Origin of the sequence: Bradyrhizobium sp. WSM1253, from assembly GCF_000244935.1 — a bacterium.
GTDB lineage: Bacteria > Pseudomonadota > Alphaproteobacteria > Rhizobiales > Xanthobacteraceae > Bradyrhizobium > Bradyrhizobium canariense.
In genome coordinates this window covers 2,181,231-2,196,913 of sequence record NZ_JH600073.1, presented here as the reverse complement: position 1 = coordinate 2,196,913, position 15,683 = coordinate 2,181,231, and the positions used below count along the sequence as shown (strand labels likewise).

The following is a 15,683-nucleotide window of genomic DNA, read 5'->3' as shown; positions in this document are numbered from 1 at the left end:
TTCGCTCAATCCCAGCGGAAACCGGCTTCCACCGAATCCGCATGGTAGGCCATGGAAGCGCTTCCAAAAAGGCTTGACTCCGAGAAACAAGCCAAATAGTCATTATGGAAGCGCTTCCATAGTCGAGAATAGCGCAGGAAAGGCGCCAGCTGGCGGCTTAAGGGAAGAAATGAAATCATGACGGTCACTGCCACGCGTAGGAATCTTGAGGGGCAAACCGCCATTGTCACTGGCGGTGCCCGCGGCCTTGGTCTGGCCATTGCGCAGCGACTATCGGCCGAGGGCTGCCGGATCATCCTTTGGGACTTGGATATCCCAGCCTTCGATGGATCGACAGCCGGCTTCACGCCGGTGCTCCAGCAAACGGTCAATGTCGCGGATCTGGCCGCGGTTCAGCTTGCTTTTCAGGATGCGCTGGCTGCTGCGGGCTCAGTTGAGATTTTGGTCAACAATGCAGGGATCAACGGCCCGATTGCTGCCGCCTGGGAGTACCCGATTGAGAGTTGGGATCGCGTCCTCGCAATCGATCTGACGGGCGTGTTCTATTGTTGCCGTACGGTGATTCCTCACATGCGTGAACGGGCTTACGGCCGCATCGTCAACGTCGCTTCGATTGCGGGCAAGGAAGGTAATCCCGGCGGCAGCGCCTACGCAGCTGCGAAAGGCGGCGTGATTGCCTATACGAAATCGATTTCGAAGGAGCTCGCGAAATCTGGCGTGCTGGTGAATTGCGTCGCGCCGACTATGGCGGAGACCGAGTTGCTTCGCGAGATGACCCCCGAATTTATCTCCACGATCAAGGCAAAGATTCCGATGGGGCGCTTCATAACGGCTCCCGAAGTGGCCGCGATGGTCGCGTTTGCCGTAGGCCCTGATTGCAGCTTCACCACCGGCTTTACATTCGACCTGACCGGCGGTCGCGCGACCTATTAGTCATGACTGTGGATTGCTGAGCCGCGGCTTCAGTCGGCGCGGAGCAGGCAGATCGAACTTCGCGACCCTGCAATGTGATGTTTCTCGTGAGGCCGAACACATGATGCTTTCCACCTCCACGATAGCACAGCGATCGGGTGCGAGCCGAGCCCGAAACGTCTTCGCCCCGACACCGTCGCGCGTCCTCGTGCAGAGAGGTTGGCTGACGCTGTTCTGCGTGGTTCTGGCCGTTTTCGCGCTGATGCCGCTCGTCGCCCTCGTGCTCCGTGGCTTCTTAGAGACGCAGGATGGACGCACAGTTCTCTCCTTCGAAGCGCTGCACGCCGTTCTGAAAGAGTCAGGCTACTGGATGGCGACGTGGAACACCGTCGTGATCTCTCTTGGTGCAATGATGCTCGCAACGGCGATTGGTGTCGTTCTGGCGTGGTGTCTGGTGCGAACCAATGTTCCGTTTGCGCGCACGCTCGAGCAACTGGCGACGTTGCCGATCTTCATTCCACCGTTCATTGGTGCTTTTGCCTGGGTCTTGATCGGCGCGCCGCGGGTGGGGCTGTTCAATCTGCCCGCGCGCGGTCTCGGGCTCGGTGACCCAATGGATATATACACCTACACGGGCATCATCTGGACCACAGGCATCTACATCGCCCCCTATGTCATGATGATAGTGGCGGCGGCGCTAAGAAACATGGATCCGAGCCTGGAAGAGGCTGCACAGGTGTGCGGGCTCAGTCGCGTACGCACTATGCTGAGCGTCACGCTCCCCGTGGTTGCCCCGTCGATCCTTTCTGGAGCCGTTCTCGCCTTCGTCATCAGCATCGGGTTGTTTGGCACGCCGGTGCTCCTCGGCATGACGAAAGAGATCTATCTAATCACGTCGCGGATTTACCTGGAATTACAGCATTTTCCACCGAGCTTCGGGATCGTTGCGGTGCTTGCAATTTACCTGATGTTCATGTCGACGGTCGCGAACATATTGCAAAGCATTGCACTGCGTGGGCGTTCCTTCATCACCGTAACTGGCAAGGGGTTTCGGCCCAAAATAATTGAGCTCGCTGGCGGTCGCTATGTTGTGGCTGCGATCATTTGGTTCTACCTCACGCTTACCGTCATTGGACCGATCGTTATCATCACCGCGGCAGCATTTTCGACTTTTACGTGGTCAGGCCGGTTCACATCGGCCAACGTTGCGTATTTATGGCAGTCAGAAGATGTACGGGCGACAGTCGTCAACAGCCTGTTGATCACGGTCATCGCTGCGACGGCGGCAACGATGCTGGGGCTCGCCGTTGCCTGGATCACGACGCGGACCCGCATGTGGGGGCGTCGGCTCGTTGAACACGTGGTGCTACTACCGATGTCCGTTCCAAGCCTTGCGTTCGCGCTTGGAGTCAGCTTCTTTTGGCTTTGGATGCCGTTGAGCATCTACGGGACGATGTGGATCATCATCGTAGGCCTCATCGGTCGCTATGTGAGCTATTCCGTTCGCACCATCACCAGCAGTCTCATTCAAATCCATCCCGAACTTGAGGAGAGCGCCCGCATCTCCGGATTCGGTTGGGGCAATACGATGTTCCGCGTGACATTGCCTCTGGTGATGCCGGCCATCATTTCGAGTTGGGTCATGGTCTACAGCATTTTCATCTCTGAGCTGTCGATGGTGCTTCCTCTTTATACGGCGGAAACGCGGACGTTATCCATCCTCAGCTTCGATACCTGGGCCGTCGGTGAATTCTCCATGGTTGCGGCGCTTTCAGTGCTGCAGCTCGTCATGGGCGTGGGCGTCATGTGGACCGTGACACTCATAACAAAGCAGCGGCAGGTCGCGGCGGTTTGACCGTGACGCTCCACGAGAGAGGTACGACATGAGCGTTCGAGTGGAAGGGCTGACGAAGACATTCGGTCCATTACGCGCGATCGATGATCTGAGCGTAGGATTTCAAACCGGAAAGATCTCGGTGTTGCTGGGAGCCAGCGGCTGCGGCAAGACGACGACACTCCGCTGCATCGCCGGGCTGGAGCGACCCAACGGCGGTTCAATCATCATCGACGACGATACTGTTTTCAATTCGGACCGCGGCGTTGATATCCAGCCGGAGAAGCGACGTCTTGGCATGGTGTTTCAGTCATATGCGGTCTGGCCGCACCTGACAGTCGCCGGCAACGTCGCGATGCCACTGCGAGCGCAAAAACTGGGCAAAGCCGAGATTGAACGGCGTGTGCAAGAGACGCTCAGGATTGTCGGGTTGAGCGATCAGGCCGAAAAGAGCGCTATGAAATTATCAGGCGGCCAGCAGCAACGGGTCTCGATTGCCCGGTGCCTCGTCGGCAATCCTAGGCTTATCCTGATGGATGAGCCGTTGAGCAATCTCGATGCGCGGCTTCGTGTCGAGATGCGTCATGAGATTCGACAGCTACAGCAACGGATCGGCGCCACGATCCTGTTCGTCACGCACGATCAGGAAGAGGCGATGTCACTGGGTGACGAGATCTTCCTGTTCAGCAAAGGCAAGGTGGTCCAGAAGGGACCGCCGGAGGAGCTATATTTCCGACCAACGGCTCGCTACGTCGCTGAATTCCTGGGCAAGGCGAATCTGTTTCGGGTAGCAGTACGCCCGAATAGCGAGGGGGCTAGTGTAGCCGCATTGCCCTCCGGTGAAATCATTTCACGAGGTCAGATGGCGAATGCGTCCTCGCAACGCGATGCCTTGTGCATGGTGCGGCCAGAATCCTGGCGCGTGGCCAAGGGCGCCGGTTCCGGGCTCTCGGCCAACGTTCAAGAAGTCACGTTTGTCGGCGACCGGCGCGAGCTACGCGTCGACACGCCAATAGGACCGCAATTGGTTGTGACTTACGGATACGAACGGTTCGCCATCAACGATCAGCTCTCGCTCTCTATCGCTCCCGAGCATGTCCATCTGTTCGACAGCGAGGTGTAGCTCGACGTGGCTTTGGAGTGTTCCGCGACAGGGCGCCGTCCAAGTATGAAGCGGAGCGGACAAGACAACAATTCATCATATTGAAATTTACAGGGAGAAAACCAAATGGGAATGAAAAGGGCCAGCTTCAAAGTATTTCAAAGTTTGGCAGTCGCAGGTGTCCTCAGCGCATTGGGTGGATTGTCCACTGCTCAGACGGCGTTCGCAGCAGATGCGACGCTTGTCGCGGCAGCGGAAAAGGAAGGCCAGTTGGTCGTCTACGGCGATCCATTCACCGTTCCGTTGTTGCTTAAGGCGTTTGGCGCCAAATACCCGAAGATCAAAGTAACGTCCGCCACCGGTGATGCGTGGCAGATATACAACCGCTTTGTCGCCGAGAACGCGGCTGGAAAGCCGTTGTTGGATGTGATGTATCAGGCCGAGGATACCGTCATCACAGCGAAAACTTCAGGGTACTTGGCGGACTTTACCAGCGATGAAGCCGGAAGTCTAAGCAAGCTGGGTCTTCCACCAGGCGGCGGCTATGTTCGTGGCAATGGAAACCTCATTCTGTTTGCCTACAATCACGAATCCATGGCTAACAAGCAAGTGCCGAAGGATTGGCTGGATTACATCAGCCCGCCGGCCGAATGGGATGGCCTCGGCGCCATGTCGAATCCCGGCTCGTCCTCGGCGACGTTCGCGACTGTCGCAGCTATCTATCAGACATTCGGCCCTGAAAAAGGCGGTGCCATCCTCAAAGGCTTCCGCAGTGCCAAGGGTGAATTGAACCCGTCCATGGGCGTGATGGCCACGAAGCTGCAAACCGGCGAAAGGCCGCTTGACTTCTTCAACATCACGACTGCGATCTCAGGCATCATCGCCAAGGGAGCTCCGGTCACGATGGCAGTTCCGGTGTCCGGCGGCGTCGCTCAGTTCAACGCAATCGGCCTCAGCAAAAACGCACCACATCCAAATGCGGCCCGTCTGCTGGCCGATTTCGCATTGAGTCACGAGATGCAGACGATCTTCGCCGAAGCCGGTGTTTATCCGGTGCGCAATGGCGTTACGCCGCCAAAGGGGCTCCCGATCCTGGCCGAGGTCAAGCTGCTGAACCTCGATCTTGAAAAGGCACTCAAGGACCGTGACACCATCTTGAACTGGTGGGCGGCAAGCACTGGCTTTAGCTATCGCTAAGAGCGGGCAGCAGAGCAACCGGCAACCGAAATCATCGAGCCGATGACGGAATTGAATATGAAGAACGAAGTTACACTCGATCGTGTCTCGGTCGCCAACCTTACTGCCGGTCGCGTTGATCCCGTCGAATTCATTGAAAGCGCCGCAAGCGGTGGCTTTGGCGCTGTAGGGCTATTGTTGATGAGCGCCACCGCGCACCCCCTCCAGCACGAGGTTGTCGGACGGCCGGAGGTCGTCCGCAAAGTCAAATCGGCGTTGAAGTCGCACAACATGCGCGTATTCGACGTCGAAGCGTTTATCCTCTCGCCAGCCAGCGATTTTGAAAAGTTTCGTCCTGCGCTTGAAGTTGGAGCGGAACTGGGTGCCACTCACATTTCATCTATTGGCGCAGAGGTGATTGGCAACGACGCATATCTCGAACCGACACAGCGTATCGACCTGTTCGGACGCCTCTGCGACGAGGCGGCCCGGTTCGGCCTGCATGTCGGGCTCGAGTTCATGCTTTACCGCGACATTGCCACTTGGAAGGACGCGCTTGATTTGGTCGAGGCTGCGGGCCGTTCGAATGCTGGGCTGATCATCGATACCCTGCATCTGTATCGTGCGGGTGGCACGCCGCAAGACGTCGCGGGCATTTCCGCCAATCGTATCGCCTATGCGCAGCTCTCCGATGCGGTTCAAATCTCTCCCGAGCTGAACGATCTGCCGACCGAAGCCCGCGGTTCGCGGCTGCATCTTGGAGAAGGGAGCATGCCGCTTCATGAACTAGTGGACGCGCTTCCAAAAGCGACGCAGCTCGTAATCGAGACGCCGATTGCGGCAGAAGCGAATTGGTCGACCATCCGGCGGATTCAATCCGCCGCCGATTCGTCCAGAAGGTTCTTCGAACGGCATGCCGCGAGGTAACACGCCTCAGAGCGGGCGCGCGTGCTCTTGAATTCATCACAATCCAAGACAAAAGCGCGATGAAGAGGACACCGCGATGCCAATGAGGCCAGAGGGAAGCAAACTGGATGAGTGTGATGTGCTTGTCATCGGCTCAGGCGCCGGCGGCTTGTCAGCGGCTGTCACCGCGGCATGGCACGGCCTGAAGGTGATCGTCGTCGAGAAGGAAGCTGTGTTCGGCGGCGCGACGGCGTGGTCGGGCGGCTGGATGTGGGTGCCAGGTAATCCGCTTGCCCGCCGTGCCGGTATCCACGAAGATCCAGAGGCCCCACGCACTTATCTCCGCAACGAACTTGGCAATCGATACGAACCGGCCAAGGTGGATGCGTTTCTCGATGCAGCGCCACGCATGGTCGCGTTCTTTGAGCGTCACACCCAACTCCAATTCGTAGATGGCAACGCCATCCCTGATATGCATGGAGCGACGCCGGGGGCCGCGACAGGCGGCCACCAAGTCTGCGCGGCGCCATTTAACGGACGGAAGCTCGGTGCTCTATTCGGCGAGCTCAGGCGGCCGCTGCGCGAAACGTCCTTTCTGGGATTGCCGATCATGGCGGGCGCGGATCTCGCAGCGTTCATGAGCGTCACGCGCTCGGTTCGCTCGACGCTCCATGTCGCGAGACGGGTTGGTCGCCACCTCCTCGACCTTGCACTGTTTGGCCGGGCGACCCAGCTGGTGAATGGCAATGCATTGGCGGCGCGGCTCGCCCTCTCTGCCGCGGATCTCGGCGTCGAAATCCGCGTGTCGGCGCCGGCGAGGCGCCTCATCGTCGAGGATGGTGTGGTGACAGGTGCGATTGTCGGTGGTCCGAACGCTGACTACACTATCCGTGCGCGTCGTGGGACGATTCTAGCGAGTGGCGGCTTTCCGCACGATCGGGAGCGCCGACGCGAGCTGTTCGGCTACACGCCTTCGGGTGAAGAACATTGGTCGGTCACGCCGGACTCTATCTCGGGGGACGGTCTGCGTCTCGGCGAAGAGGCAGGCGGTGAAGTAGATAGGTCGCTCGCTTCGCCCGGTGCTTGGTGCCCGGTCTCGCTGGTCCCGTATCCGGACGGGACAGTGGGGCGCTTTCCCCACATCATCGAACGGGCGAAGCCCGGCATTATTGCGGTCTTGGCAGACGGTCGCCGTTTCGTGAACGAGGCCAACGGCTACTACGATTACGTCAGCGCCATGATCCGTGAAACGCCGCCGGGTCGGGAGGTCGCATCTTGGCTGATCTGCGCCCGCAGCTTCCAGCGACGGTACGGTCTCGGCATCTCGCGGCCGGCTCCCTTGCCGGTCGCGCCCTTTATTCGATCCGGATACATCAAGGTCGGCCGAACGCCGGAAGAATTGGCGCGCGCCTGCGGCATCGATCCGGAAGGCCTGTCCCGGACGCTCGACGGATACAATCGTCACGCGCGACTGGGCCAGGATCCCGCCTTCGGTCGCGGCTCAACGCCCTTCAACCGCAAGGGGGGGAATCCGGACGTAAAACCCAATCCCTGCGTGGCGCCGATCGAAATCGGACCGTTCTACGCTGTGAAGGTGCTGCCCGGCAGCTTCGGCACGTTTGCCGGCCTAAAGACGGACGAACGTAGCCGGGTTCTCGACTGCGAAGACCGACCGATACCGGGGCTGCACGCGGTCGGCGCCGACATGGCCAGCATAATGGGCGGCTATTACCCCTCAGGCGGCATCAATCTCGGTCCGGCGATGACCTTTGGCTATATCGCCGGCCGTCACATCGCGGGTGCGACTGGTGACGATGATGCAGCGACAACTATTCGACAAGGCTAGAACGCGATCTTAATAAGGCGCAGCCATAGCCCGATCGGCGGGCGTTGAACGAGGGCAAGGTAGCTGGCGGCAAGCCGGTCGTATTGCGTCTCTGCCCGACGTCATTGTTTGATACTCTTGAACCGCCGCCCCGATTGCCAGGGCGGTACTGCTGGACGGTTTGGAAAACAGGTCGAGCGGGCGCATGAGGCGCTGGAGATGGCAATTTTCGCTTTCATCGCCGGTTGAATCGTCCGCCACGTCATTCCACGCCGCCAGTGTTGGGGGGCGTCGAGTGATCCATGCCTCTACTCGAAACCCTAGTGTCAACTTCTCGAGTTTCGATGCGCGCTACTGATCATTCGCGCTCGTTTGACCACAATTGCCTGCGATGGCTCAAGGTTGACTATGATGGACTGGACCAAGAGTTTTTGGTTATTTCAATGAGTTAGAAGGTGGCCTGTGCACGATGTGTGCACCGGGAGATCAACGAAAATCTAAAGACAACCAGTGTGAGCCGGCTCAACTGAACGAACTGCGGTGTCAGCGGCGGGCCGATGTTTCGAGAGGGCGCGATCCGAGTTTGATTTTGGTGGTGGCCTATTTTGAAATGGCTTGACAGTCAGGGACCGCCTTGCGTCGCCAACCGTCAATGCCGATCCGGGGCAGATCCGGTCGGGCGGGGAAAGGCGAAAGTGCTCTCTCGCCTCTAACCTTGGGCGACGTGAAACAACTGACCGCGCCAACCGATTCTCGTGAAGCAACATGTTGGTACGCCAGTTCGTGGCCCGGGCAGTTCACTGCAGGCACAAACACAATCATCTCCTTTCGGCGATCGGGAGCGTCTGGCAGGTAGCATCCGTATCATTGGCCCATGCGATTCCGCACCAGCCCGAAGATCCGAGCAGGGAACAGGGGTGACGGCGCATCCAGGTGAAACTTACGTCCGATATCGAAAAATGGCGTCAATAAAGTATCGAAGGCTTCGGTTGATCAAATCACCGCGCGCCCGTAGGACAATCGTTGGCGCGATGCGGACGTAGATTTGACTATCCCCAGCTGGCTGGACCTAGCTCAAACTTGCCCATGATGGATTGGAGCGAGAGTTCAAGTTTTTCAATTGCTTAGAAGGCGGCGTGTGCGCGGCGTGTGGACCGCGAGATCAAGAAAAATCTCATCACAGCCTATGTGAGCAGGCCTCCTGAAGTGGGTAAGGCCGCCCCGCTTCGTGCGACGTTCACGAGATGAATCTCGGATGGCACGGGAGTTGGTCGAGTGCCGACGAAGCAATTTCAATTGTCGGAATCGGGAACGTATTGCCGGCTGCGGACCCTAGCTCGCGCGTCGCGCGGCAAGCAATGCGACTCCCAATCCGCACATCACGGCTCCCGAGGTCTGTCTCGTCCGCGCAATGAACTTTGGTTGTCCGGCGAGCCCATCTCTCGCCTTCGCCGCCCAACGGGTCACGATCAGGTCGACGCAGGTATTCAAAGCGACGGAAATCGTACCGAGCACGACGAACTGCAAAGCCACGTGCGCGGTCGTGTCAATGAATTGCGGAATGAAGGCGAGGAAAAACGCGGCGGTCTTCGGATTCAGCGCTTCGACGACGATGCCTTCGCGCAGCGCACAGCCTGGCCCAGTCGTCCGGACGTCGGTCGGTGCGGTCACGCGCGCTTCCCTCCAGGTCTTGATGCCCAGCCAGATGAGATAGAAGGCACCGGCGATCTTCAGCGCGGTGAACGCTTCGGCGCTCGCCATCACCAGGGCCGAGATGCCGATCGCGCCCGCGAGCACATGTACGAAGCCGCCGAGACCCAGGCCGACGCTGGATGCCAATCCCTCGTTGCGGCCGCCGGCCAGCGTGCGCGCGACGATGTAGAAGATGCCGGGTCCCGGAGTGACCGCCACGACCAGTGCGGCGGCCAAAAAGAGTAGGAAGGTCTGAAGACTAAACATTTTGAGGTCCGTTTACGGCAAAGATTGCAACCGGGCGTTCGTGGCGAACTCGGGTCTGCTCGCCGCGTCCGGGGCGAGTTGCGCGATGAGGCCGTGGACGTCGCCAAGAACCCACAGATCCGTGACCCTGCCATCGTGAAACGTAAAAATCGGTGCTCCGAACCACCAGACGTGACGTCCGGTCGGCGCGTGACTGAACATCGGCCTTCGATGGATGCCGTGGAAGCGAAGCTTACCTGAAACCCGGTTGCTTTCCTCCACGAGGTTGAGGATGTCCGAAGTGTAGGACTCGAGGGAATCCGTTACCCATCTGACGTAGTCCGCAAATTGGTCGTAGCCGACGAGGACGGGGCCGAGGGAGCCTCTGAACGTGAAGCCCGGGTGAAATATCTCCGGGATCAGAGTAATATCCGCGTGGTCCCACATGTCTTTGTAGAATTTTCGAACGAGTTCCTTTTGTGGAGACAGAGCGATTTGACCGAAGTCCATGGCGGGCTCGAGTCCGGGCGGGGCGGCGATCATATTTTTCCAATCCTTGCTTTGCGGACCGCGGTCCTAGAGCCCACTCAAAGACTGCTCGAGATCGCCGAGCAAATCTGCTTCGACCTCAAGGCCGACCGAAAGACGAATCAAATCGTCTTCGACGCCTCTTTGAAGATGTGCTTCCGGACGAACCGCGAGCCGGGCGCGAACTAAGCTGGCAGGATGCATTATGAGCGTTTCGGCGTCTCCGAGGCTGACGGCCAGCGTAATGAGTTTGAGATTGTCGAGAAAGCGGCGGGCAGATTCAAAGCCTCCACGGAGACCAAAGGACAGCATGCCGGATCCCGCCGACATCTGCTTTTTCGCGATTGCGTACCGTGGATGGGACGGAAGTAATGGATAGTTCACCCATTCAACCAACGGGTGGGCATCGAGCATGCGCGCGATCGCAAGCGCATTGGATCCGTGGCGCTCCATCCGAAGAGGAAGCGTTTTGATGCCACGCAGAATCAGTGACGAAGCCACAGGTGACGGGACGGCACCCGTGATATATCGGAGGCCGCGATCTCGGATTTCTTCGATCAGTTCGGCCTGGCCCAAGAGAGCGCCTCCAAGTAGGTCTCCGTGTCCGCTGATGTACTTCGTGAGTGAGTGCAGCACGACGTCCGCCCCATGTTGCAGAGGCCTTTGCAGCGCAGGCGATGCGAACGTACCATCGACGAAGACCAAGAGGCCGGCTCGTCGCGCACGGTCCGCAACGGCAACGATGTCGAGGACGTCGCCGGTTGGGTTGATCGGGGTCTCGAAATAGACAGCTTTGCTGCGTGAAGTAACAGCAGCATCGAGATTGGCGGGGTCGCTCAGATCGACTGGAACGGTCTTGATACCGAACCTGGGTAAACCCTGCTCGGTCATACTCGTCGTATTCGAATACAGCGTTCGATGAACGACGAGTTCGTCACCCTGAGATAGCAGCGAAAGGATCAACGCTCCGAAGGCAGCCATTCCCGATGCGATTACGACTGCGTCTTCGGCGCCTTCCAGGCTTGCCAAGCGGGATTCCAGCAGCGCGGTCGTCGGATTGAACTCCCGCGCGTATAGCCTGCCTCCCAATGCAGCCGCCGCATCCAATTCAGCGACGCTGCCGAAGGCGAAGGTCGACGTCGTGTAAATGGGATGTGATACCGCGCGAGAGTGATGGGCAGGGTCGTACCCATGGTGGATCGCTCGCGTCGAGAACCCGAGCAGGGGTTCCTCGCTTGCAGTTCGTTCCGAAGCGGCCATCGTTTCGAAATCTCCCGTTTGGGTGGGCCGTAGTCGTCGTCTGGTTTCGACGCCCGGCCCGCTACAGTCGCATCGCAGTTTTTCGGGGTCGAAGTCACCTATTGACGTCGACGACCGTGCGCCCGCGCACTTGGCCACTCATGAGGCGCTCCGCGGAGGCGACGACGTCACTCAGACCGATTTCGACCGCCGATCTCTCCAGATCGGCCTCGGTGAGCAAGGCGGCAAGACGGTCCCAGGCTTCGACGCGTTCCGTCTTCGGGCGCGTCACGCTGTTGATGCCGAACAGGGCGATTCCGCGCAGGATGAAGGGGGCAACGCTTGCGGGAAAGTCCAAACCTTGCGCCATGCCACAAGCTGCGACGGCTCCGTCCGCTTTGATGCCGGCGCACACGTTGGCGAGGGTGTTGCTGCCGACCGAGTCGATCGCGGCGATCCACCGTTCCTTCTGCAGCGGCTTGCCTGGTTGCGACAATTGGGACCGGTCGATGATCTCGTTTGCGCCCAGGCTCTTGAGGTACGGCTCTTCGTCGGGTCTTCCAGTCGAAGCCACGACGCGAAATCCGAGCTTATGCAACAGCATGATCGCGATGCTGCCGACGCCCCCGCCGGCACCGGTCACCAGCACGTCGCCCGTGCCAGGGTGGATGCCAAACTTCTCGAGCGCGATGACCGATAGCATCGCCGTGTAGCCGGCGGTGCCGATGATCATTGCCCGGCGGGAAGGCATCGAAGCCGGCAGCTTGATCAACCAGTCGGCCTTGACGCTGGCTCGCTGGGCCAGGCCGCCCCAGTGTTGTTCGCCGACCCCCCAGCCGTTGAGAACGACCCGGTCTCCCGGCGAGAAGGTCGGGTCGGAACTCGACGAGACCAGACCCGCGAAGTCGATCCCCGGCACCAGCGGGAAGGATCTGACGATCGGACCCTTGCCGGTGATCGCAAGGCCGTCCTTGTAGTTCAGGGTGCTGTACTCGACGTCGACGGTCACGTCTCCTTCGGGAAGGCGAGCCTCGGGCAACTCGGCCACCCCGGCGCGGTATCCTTGTTCGTCCTTTTCGATCAAAACGGCTTTGAACAACTTGAACTCCTATTTCACGTTTCTTTTGGACCGCGGCTTCGCCCCGTCCGGGCGCGGGAGACCAGCGAGGAAGCCGGAGATGAAGGTATCGAGCGGCATGCCGTTCCTGACGAGGCGCGCCCGCATCACCGCCCCCTCCCAGCCGATCCAGAAGAACTCGGCCAAGACATCACAGTCCGCGGCATCTCCGATCTCGCCGGCGTCGCGCGCGAGTTCCAGGCAATGCGCCACCTTCCGCTGCCAGCCCTTGATGATTTCGTCCAAGGCGGACCGGTAATCGTCGGGTAGCGCCTCGACTTCCTGGCTGAGATTTCCGACGAGGCAGCCGCGCGTGTAGCTGTATTTCGCCATACCTGCCTTGGCGTCTTCGACGAAGGCTCGCATGCGTGCCAACGGCGCGAGCCTCTCGTCGTTCAGGACGCGGTCCAGTTTGTGCCGGAAAAAGGAATCGTACTCCTTCATGATTTCGCGGCCGTATTCGGCCTTGCTCTCGAAGTAATGGTAGAACGAGCCCTTCGGCACGGTGGCGCGGCGCAGCAGTGCGTCCAGGCCCGTGGCGGCAAATCCCTGTTGGGTCATCACTTCCATTCCGCAACGGATCAGAACGTCGCGTGTTGGCGCGTACCCAATGTCGTGTCGGGCCGCCTCGGCCGGCTGGCGGCGATTATCTGGAGATTTTGCCATTTGTGTCCTCAGTAGACCGATCGTCTAGAACACAAAAGCCGAATTTGAGCAAGTGTGGAACCGCAATATCCGACAACTCGAAAACGAAATTGCGTTACAAATGCCGCAAAATTCTGCAATTGGAAGCTTTTTCCGCAGTTTTTGCCGAGTCATTGTGCGGTTCAGTATCGCGTCACGTCAGTTTCATACTTGACACAAAGTGTCCTTAGTTCGAAGGTTGGCCATTCTTCGAGAGAGGTGCTGCATGTTTCGTTTATTCCGAAAAGCCGCGTCCATCATCGTCGGCGCGGCTGTTCTTTGCGTCGGACATATCGCCGATCCGGCCGAGGCTGCCGATGCTTACCCCTCCACCACGATCAAGCTGGTCGTCGGTTTCCCGCCTGGAGGCCCCACGGACATCATTGGCCGCGTGATCGGCCGCCTTCTCTCGAAGGAGTTGAACCAGACCGTCATCATCGAGAACAACGGCGGCGCCGGCGGAATGATCGCCGCGTCAAACGTTTCCCGCGCGAAGCCCGACGGGTACACGCTCCTCGTCGCGGTGGAGTCCTCGAATACGCGCGCCAAAGCGCTCTATGCGTCTGTGCGCTATGATCAGCAGAAGGGCTTCACCTACATCCGGAAGGTCGCCAAGCAGCGGAATCTGCTCGTCCTGAACCCGAGTTTTCCCGTGTCCAGCGTTCCGGAGCTCGTCGCCTATCTGAAGGCGCATCCGGGAGAAGTGAACTTCGGCGGCACGTTCGGGGCGACATCCCACATCGGTGGCACGCTGTTCGATATGGCCTACGACACGAAAATGTCGTTCATCAATTATTCGGGCGGCAATCAGCCGATAGTCGATTGCATGTCGGGGATTTTGCAGGTGGGCTTCTTTACCGAAGCCACGATCGGTCAGCAGGTCAAGGCCGGCACCCTCAAGGCGATCGCGGTCACGTCAGCCGAGCGGTCGCCGGCCTTTCCGGATCTGCCGACGATCGAACAGGCGGGCGGCAAGCCGATCGATATCTCCCCGTGGTTCGGAGTCGCGGGTCCGCCGGGCCTTCCCGCCGACGTCGTCGCCAAGCTTGGCGCTGCCCTCGACAAGGCTTCGAGTGATCCGGAGTTCCTGAAGCAACTGGAAACGATCGGCGCCACCCTGATCACCGGTTCGACGGTGGAGAGCTTCACGTCCGATGTCGGAAAGGAAGAGGCCTACTGGAATCAGTGGGCCAAGGATATCGGAGCGCCGATTCAGAAGTAGCTCGCCGAAGGATCTCCTATGGACTTCTATCACCAGTACGACGCTCAACTTTCTGCGGAAGAGCGCGAGCATGTGGCGAAGGCGCGGGCATTCTGCGCCGGCCCCTTTTCGGAGAGTGTCTTCGCAGCTCACATGACGGGCGAGGCGTTTCCCGAAAAATGGATCGCCGAATGGGCGTCACTCGGCATGTTGGGACTTCAGGCGAAGCGCGCCCACGGCGGCTTGGAAGCGTCGTACCTGTGCAAGATCCGCGTAGCGCAGGAGATGGCGCGCCACGGCTTCGCAGCGGCGTTCTGCCTGAACCATCACCAGGGCGGAGCGACGCGCCTTTCCCAGACAGGTACGCCGATCCAGATCGAGCGATTGTTGCAGCCCGCGCTGCGCGGGGAGCTTCTCCTGACGACGGCCATGACCGAGCCTGCGGGCGGGAGCGATGTCTCCGCGCTTACCACGACGGCCGTTCCGGTCGACGGTGGCTGGGCTCTGAGCGGCACCAAGGCCTGGATGACGGACGGCCTGCTGGTCGGAGGCTTGATCGTCCTGGCCCGCGTGGGCGATGCGGCGGGGGCAGGGGACATCGCCAGTTTCTACGTGCCGTTCGGCGAGGCCAATACGGTCCGGCGAAGCGAGATTGTCGTTGCGGGAGCGCGTTCCTTCCGCCTGGCCGAGGTGGCCTTCGACGCTCACTTCATTCCGGAGTGGTGTCTGATCGCCGCGCCGGGCGCCGCGCTAAAAGCATCGATGACCTCCGTCAACGCGGCTCGCGTCCACGTGGCTGCCATGTGCGTCGCGACGTTGCATGCGGCGCTGTGCGAGGCTGTCGATTACTGCGAAGGCCGGCAGGCCTTCGGAAAACCGCTGACCGGGCATCAGGGCCTGCGATGGGAACTCGCCGAGGTGTCGGTCAGGCTCGAGGCCGCCAACTCACTCGTCTTCCGAGCCGCTGAACAGATACAGACCGGAGGCAATCCGGTAGCGCTCGCGGCGCAAGCCAAGAAGTTCGCCGTCGATACCGCGCTCTGGGGCATCGATCAGTGTGTCCGGATCGTGGGCGCGACCGGCGCCAGCGCGGCCCACCGCTTGAATATGCATTTCGCCGAGGTCCGGATGGCGGCCTACGCCGACGGCACCAACGAGATGCTGCTCGATCGGGTCGGTCGCGGCCTGTCGACGACGTACCTCAAGTCAATCCCGTAGCAA

At 59.9% G+C, this 15,683-nt stretch carries 13 protein-coding genes; 8 read left to right on the top strand and 5 right to left on the bottom strand.

Going from position 1 to position 15,683, the window contains the following annotated elements; translation table 11 throughout:
• The first annotated feature begins 177 nt into the window (after nucleotides 1-177).
• The 6 genes from BRA1253DRAFT_RS12020 to BRA1253DRAFT_RS11995 all read left to right on the top strand — a co-directional run bounded on the left by BRA1253DRAFT_RS12020 (nucleotide 178) and on the right by BRA1253DRAFT_RS11995 (nucleotide 7,776).
• Entirely contained in the window at nucleotides 178-933 is a 756-nt protein-coding gene (locus BRA1253DRAFT_RS12020) for an SDR family NAD(P)-dependent oxidoreductase (RefSeq protein ID WP_007594338.1), read from the top strand.
• A gap of 100 nt (nucleotides 934-1,033) precedes the next feature.
• Nucleotides 1,034-2,767 (top strand): iron ABC transporter permease, encoded by a 1,734-nt coding sequence (locus BRA1253DRAFT_RS12015; RefSeq protein WP_007594336.1) that lies wholly within the window; start codon nucleotides 1,034-1,036, stop codon nucleotides 2,765-2,767.
• Between the two features lie 28 nt (nucleotides 2,768-2,795).
• On the top strand, nucleotides 2,796-3,869 hold the full coding sequence (locus BRA1253DRAFT_RS12010) for an ABC transporter ATP-binding protein (protein ID WP_007594335.1): 1,074 nt from the start codon (nucleotides 2,796-2,798) through the stop codon (nucleotides 3,867-3,869).
• Between the two features lie 105 nt (nucleotides 3,870-3,974).
• The gene (locus BRA1253DRAFT_RS12005) at nucleotides 3,975-5,045 is read left to right on the top strand and encodes an ABC transporter substrate-binding protein (protein WP_007594334.1); all 1,071 of its coding nucleotides are present in this window, start codon (nucleotides 3,975-3,977) and stop codon (nucleotides 5,043-5,045) included.
• Between the two features lie 57 nt (nucleotides 5,046-5,102).
• The gene (locus tag BRA1253DRAFT_RS12000; protein ID WP_007594333.1) at nucleotides 5,103-5,951 is read left to right on the top strand and encodes a sugar phosphate isomerase/epimerase; all 849 of its coding nucleotides are present in this window, start codon (nucleotides 5,103-5,105) and stop codon (nucleotides 5,949-5,951) included.
• A gap of 76 nt (nucleotides 5,952-6,027) precedes the next feature.
• Nucleotides 6,028-7,776 carry an FAD-dependent oxidoreductase gene (locus BRA1253DRAFT_RS11995; RefSeq protein WP_007594332.1) on the top strand — a complete coding sequence of 583 codons (1,749 nt, stop codon included), beginning with the start codon at nucleotides 6,028-6,030 and terminating at the stop codon, nucleotides 7,774-7,776.
• Between the two features lie 1,311 nt (nucleotides 7,777-9,087).
• Here BRA1253DRAFT_RS11995 and BRA1253DRAFT_RS11990 read toward each other — a convergent pair.
• From BRA1253DRAFT_RS11990 to BRA1253DRAFT_RS11970, 5 genes are all read right to left on the bottom strand, one after another.
• Entirely contained in the window at nucleotides 9,088-9,714 is a 627-nt protein-coding gene (locus BRA1253DRAFT_RS11990) for a LysE family translocator (protein ID WP_007594331.1), read from the bottom strand.
• Between the two features lie 12 nt (nucleotides 9,715-9,726).
• Complete coding sequence (locus BRA1253DRAFT_RS11985) at nucleotides 9,727-10,236, bottom strand: ester cyclase (protein WP_007594328.1); 510 nt, start codon at nucleotides 10,234-10,236, stop codon at nucleotides 9,727-9,729.
• Between the two features lie 33 nt (nucleotides 10,237-10,269).
• Nucleotides 10,270-11,481 carry a PLP-dependent aspartate aminotransferase family protein gene (locus BRA1253DRAFT_RS11980; RefSeq protein WP_007594327.1) on the bottom strand — a complete coding sequence of 404 codons (1,212 nt, stop codon included), beginning with the start codon at nucleotides 11,479-11,481 and terminating at the stop codon, nucleotides 10,270-10,272.
• A gap of 94 nt (nucleotides 11,482-11,575) precedes the next feature.
• Entirely contained in the window at nucleotides 11,576-12,559 is a 984-nt protein-coding gene (locus BRA1253DRAFT_RS11975; RefSeq protein WP_007594325.1) for an MDR family oxidoreductase, read from the bottom strand.
• 9 nt (nucleotides 12,560-12,568) lie between these two features.
• On the bottom strand, nucleotides 12,569-13,243 hold the full coding sequence (locus BRA1253DRAFT_RS11970) for a TetR/AcrR family transcriptional regulator (protein ID WP_007594323.1): 675 nt from the start codon (nucleotides 13,241-13,243) through the stop codon (nucleotides 12,569-12,571).
• A 244-nt stretch (nucleotides 13,244-13,487) separates the two neighbouring features.
• Between BRA1253DRAFT_RS11970 and BRA1253DRAFT_RS11965 the strand changes: the two genes are divergently transcribed.
• On the top strand, nucleotides 13,488-14,483 hold the full coding sequence (locus BRA1253DRAFT_RS11965; protein WP_007594320.1) for a tripartite tricarboxylate transporter substrate binding protein: 996 nt from the start codon (nucleotides 13,488-13,490) through the stop codon (nucleotides 14,481-14,483).
• Nucleotides 14,484-14,501: 18 nt separating this feature from the next.
• The gene (locus BRA1253DRAFT_RS11960; RefSeq protein WP_007594319.1) at nucleotides 14,502-15,680 is read left to right on the top strand and encodes an acyl-CoA dehydrogenase family protein; all 1,179 of its coding nucleotides are present in this window, start codon (nucleotides 14,502-14,504) and stop codon (nucleotides 15,678-15,680) included.
• The last annotated feature ends 3 nt before the right edge of the window (nucleotides 15,681-15,683 follow it).

What these genes read in the sequence shown, in the direction of transcription:
- BRA1253DRAFT_RS12020 (WP_007594338.1), top strand. Translation starts at nt 178, where the DNA reads ATGACGGTCACTGCCACGCGTAGGAATCTTGAGGGGCAAACCGCCATT.
- BRA1253DRAFT_RS12015 (WP_007594336.1), top strand. Translation starts at nt 1,034, where the DNA reads ATGATGCTTTCCACCTCCACGATAGCACAGCGATCGGGTGCGAGCCGA.
- BRA1253DRAFT_RS12010 (WP_007594335.1), top strand. Translation starts at nt 2,796, where the DNA reads ATGAGCGTTCGAGTGGAAGGGCTGACGAAGACATTCGGTCCATTACGC.
- BRA1253DRAFT_RS12005 (WP_007594334.1), top strand. Translation starts at nt 3,975, where the DNA reads ATGGGAATGAAAAGGGCCAGCTTCAAAGTATTTCAAAGTTTGGCAGTC.
- BRA1253DRAFT_RS12000 (WP_007594333.1), top strand. Translation starts at nt 5,103, where the DNA reads ATGAAGAACGAAGTTACACTCGATCGTGTCTCGGTCGCCAACCTTACT.
- BRA1253DRAFT_RS11995 (WP_007594332.1), top strand. Translation starts at nt 6,028, where the DNA reads ATGCCAATGAGGCCAGAGGGAAGCAAACTGGATGAGTGTGATGTGCTT.
- BRA1253DRAFT_RS11990 (WP_007594331.1), bottom strand. Translation starts at nt 9,714, where the DNA reads ATGTTTAGTCTTCAGACCTTCCTACTCTTTTTGGCCGCCGCACTGGTC.
- BRA1253DRAFT_RS11985 (WP_007594328.1), bottom strand. Translation starts at nt 10,236, where the DNA reads ATGATCGCCGCCCCGCCCGGACTCGAGCCCGCCATGGACTTCGGTCAA.
- BRA1253DRAFT_RS11980 (WP_007594327.1), bottom strand. Translation starts at nt 11,481, where the DNA reads ATGGCCGCTTCGGAACGAACTGCAAGCGAGGAACCCCTGCTCGGGTTC.
- BRA1253DRAFT_RS11970 (WP_007594323.1), bottom strand. Translation starts at nt 13,243, where the DNA reads ATGGCAAAATCTCCAGATAATCGCCGCCAGCCGGCCGAGGCGGCCCGA.
- BRA1253DRAFT_RS11965 (WP_007594320.1), top strand. Translation starts at nt 13,488, where the DNA reads ATGTTTCGTTTATTCCGAAAAGCCGCGTCCATCATCGTCGGCGCGGCT.
- BRA1253DRAFT_RS11960 (WP_007594319.1), top strand. Translation starts at nt 14,502, where the DNA reads ATGGACTTCTATCACCAGTACGACGCTCAACTTTCTGCGGAAGAGCGC.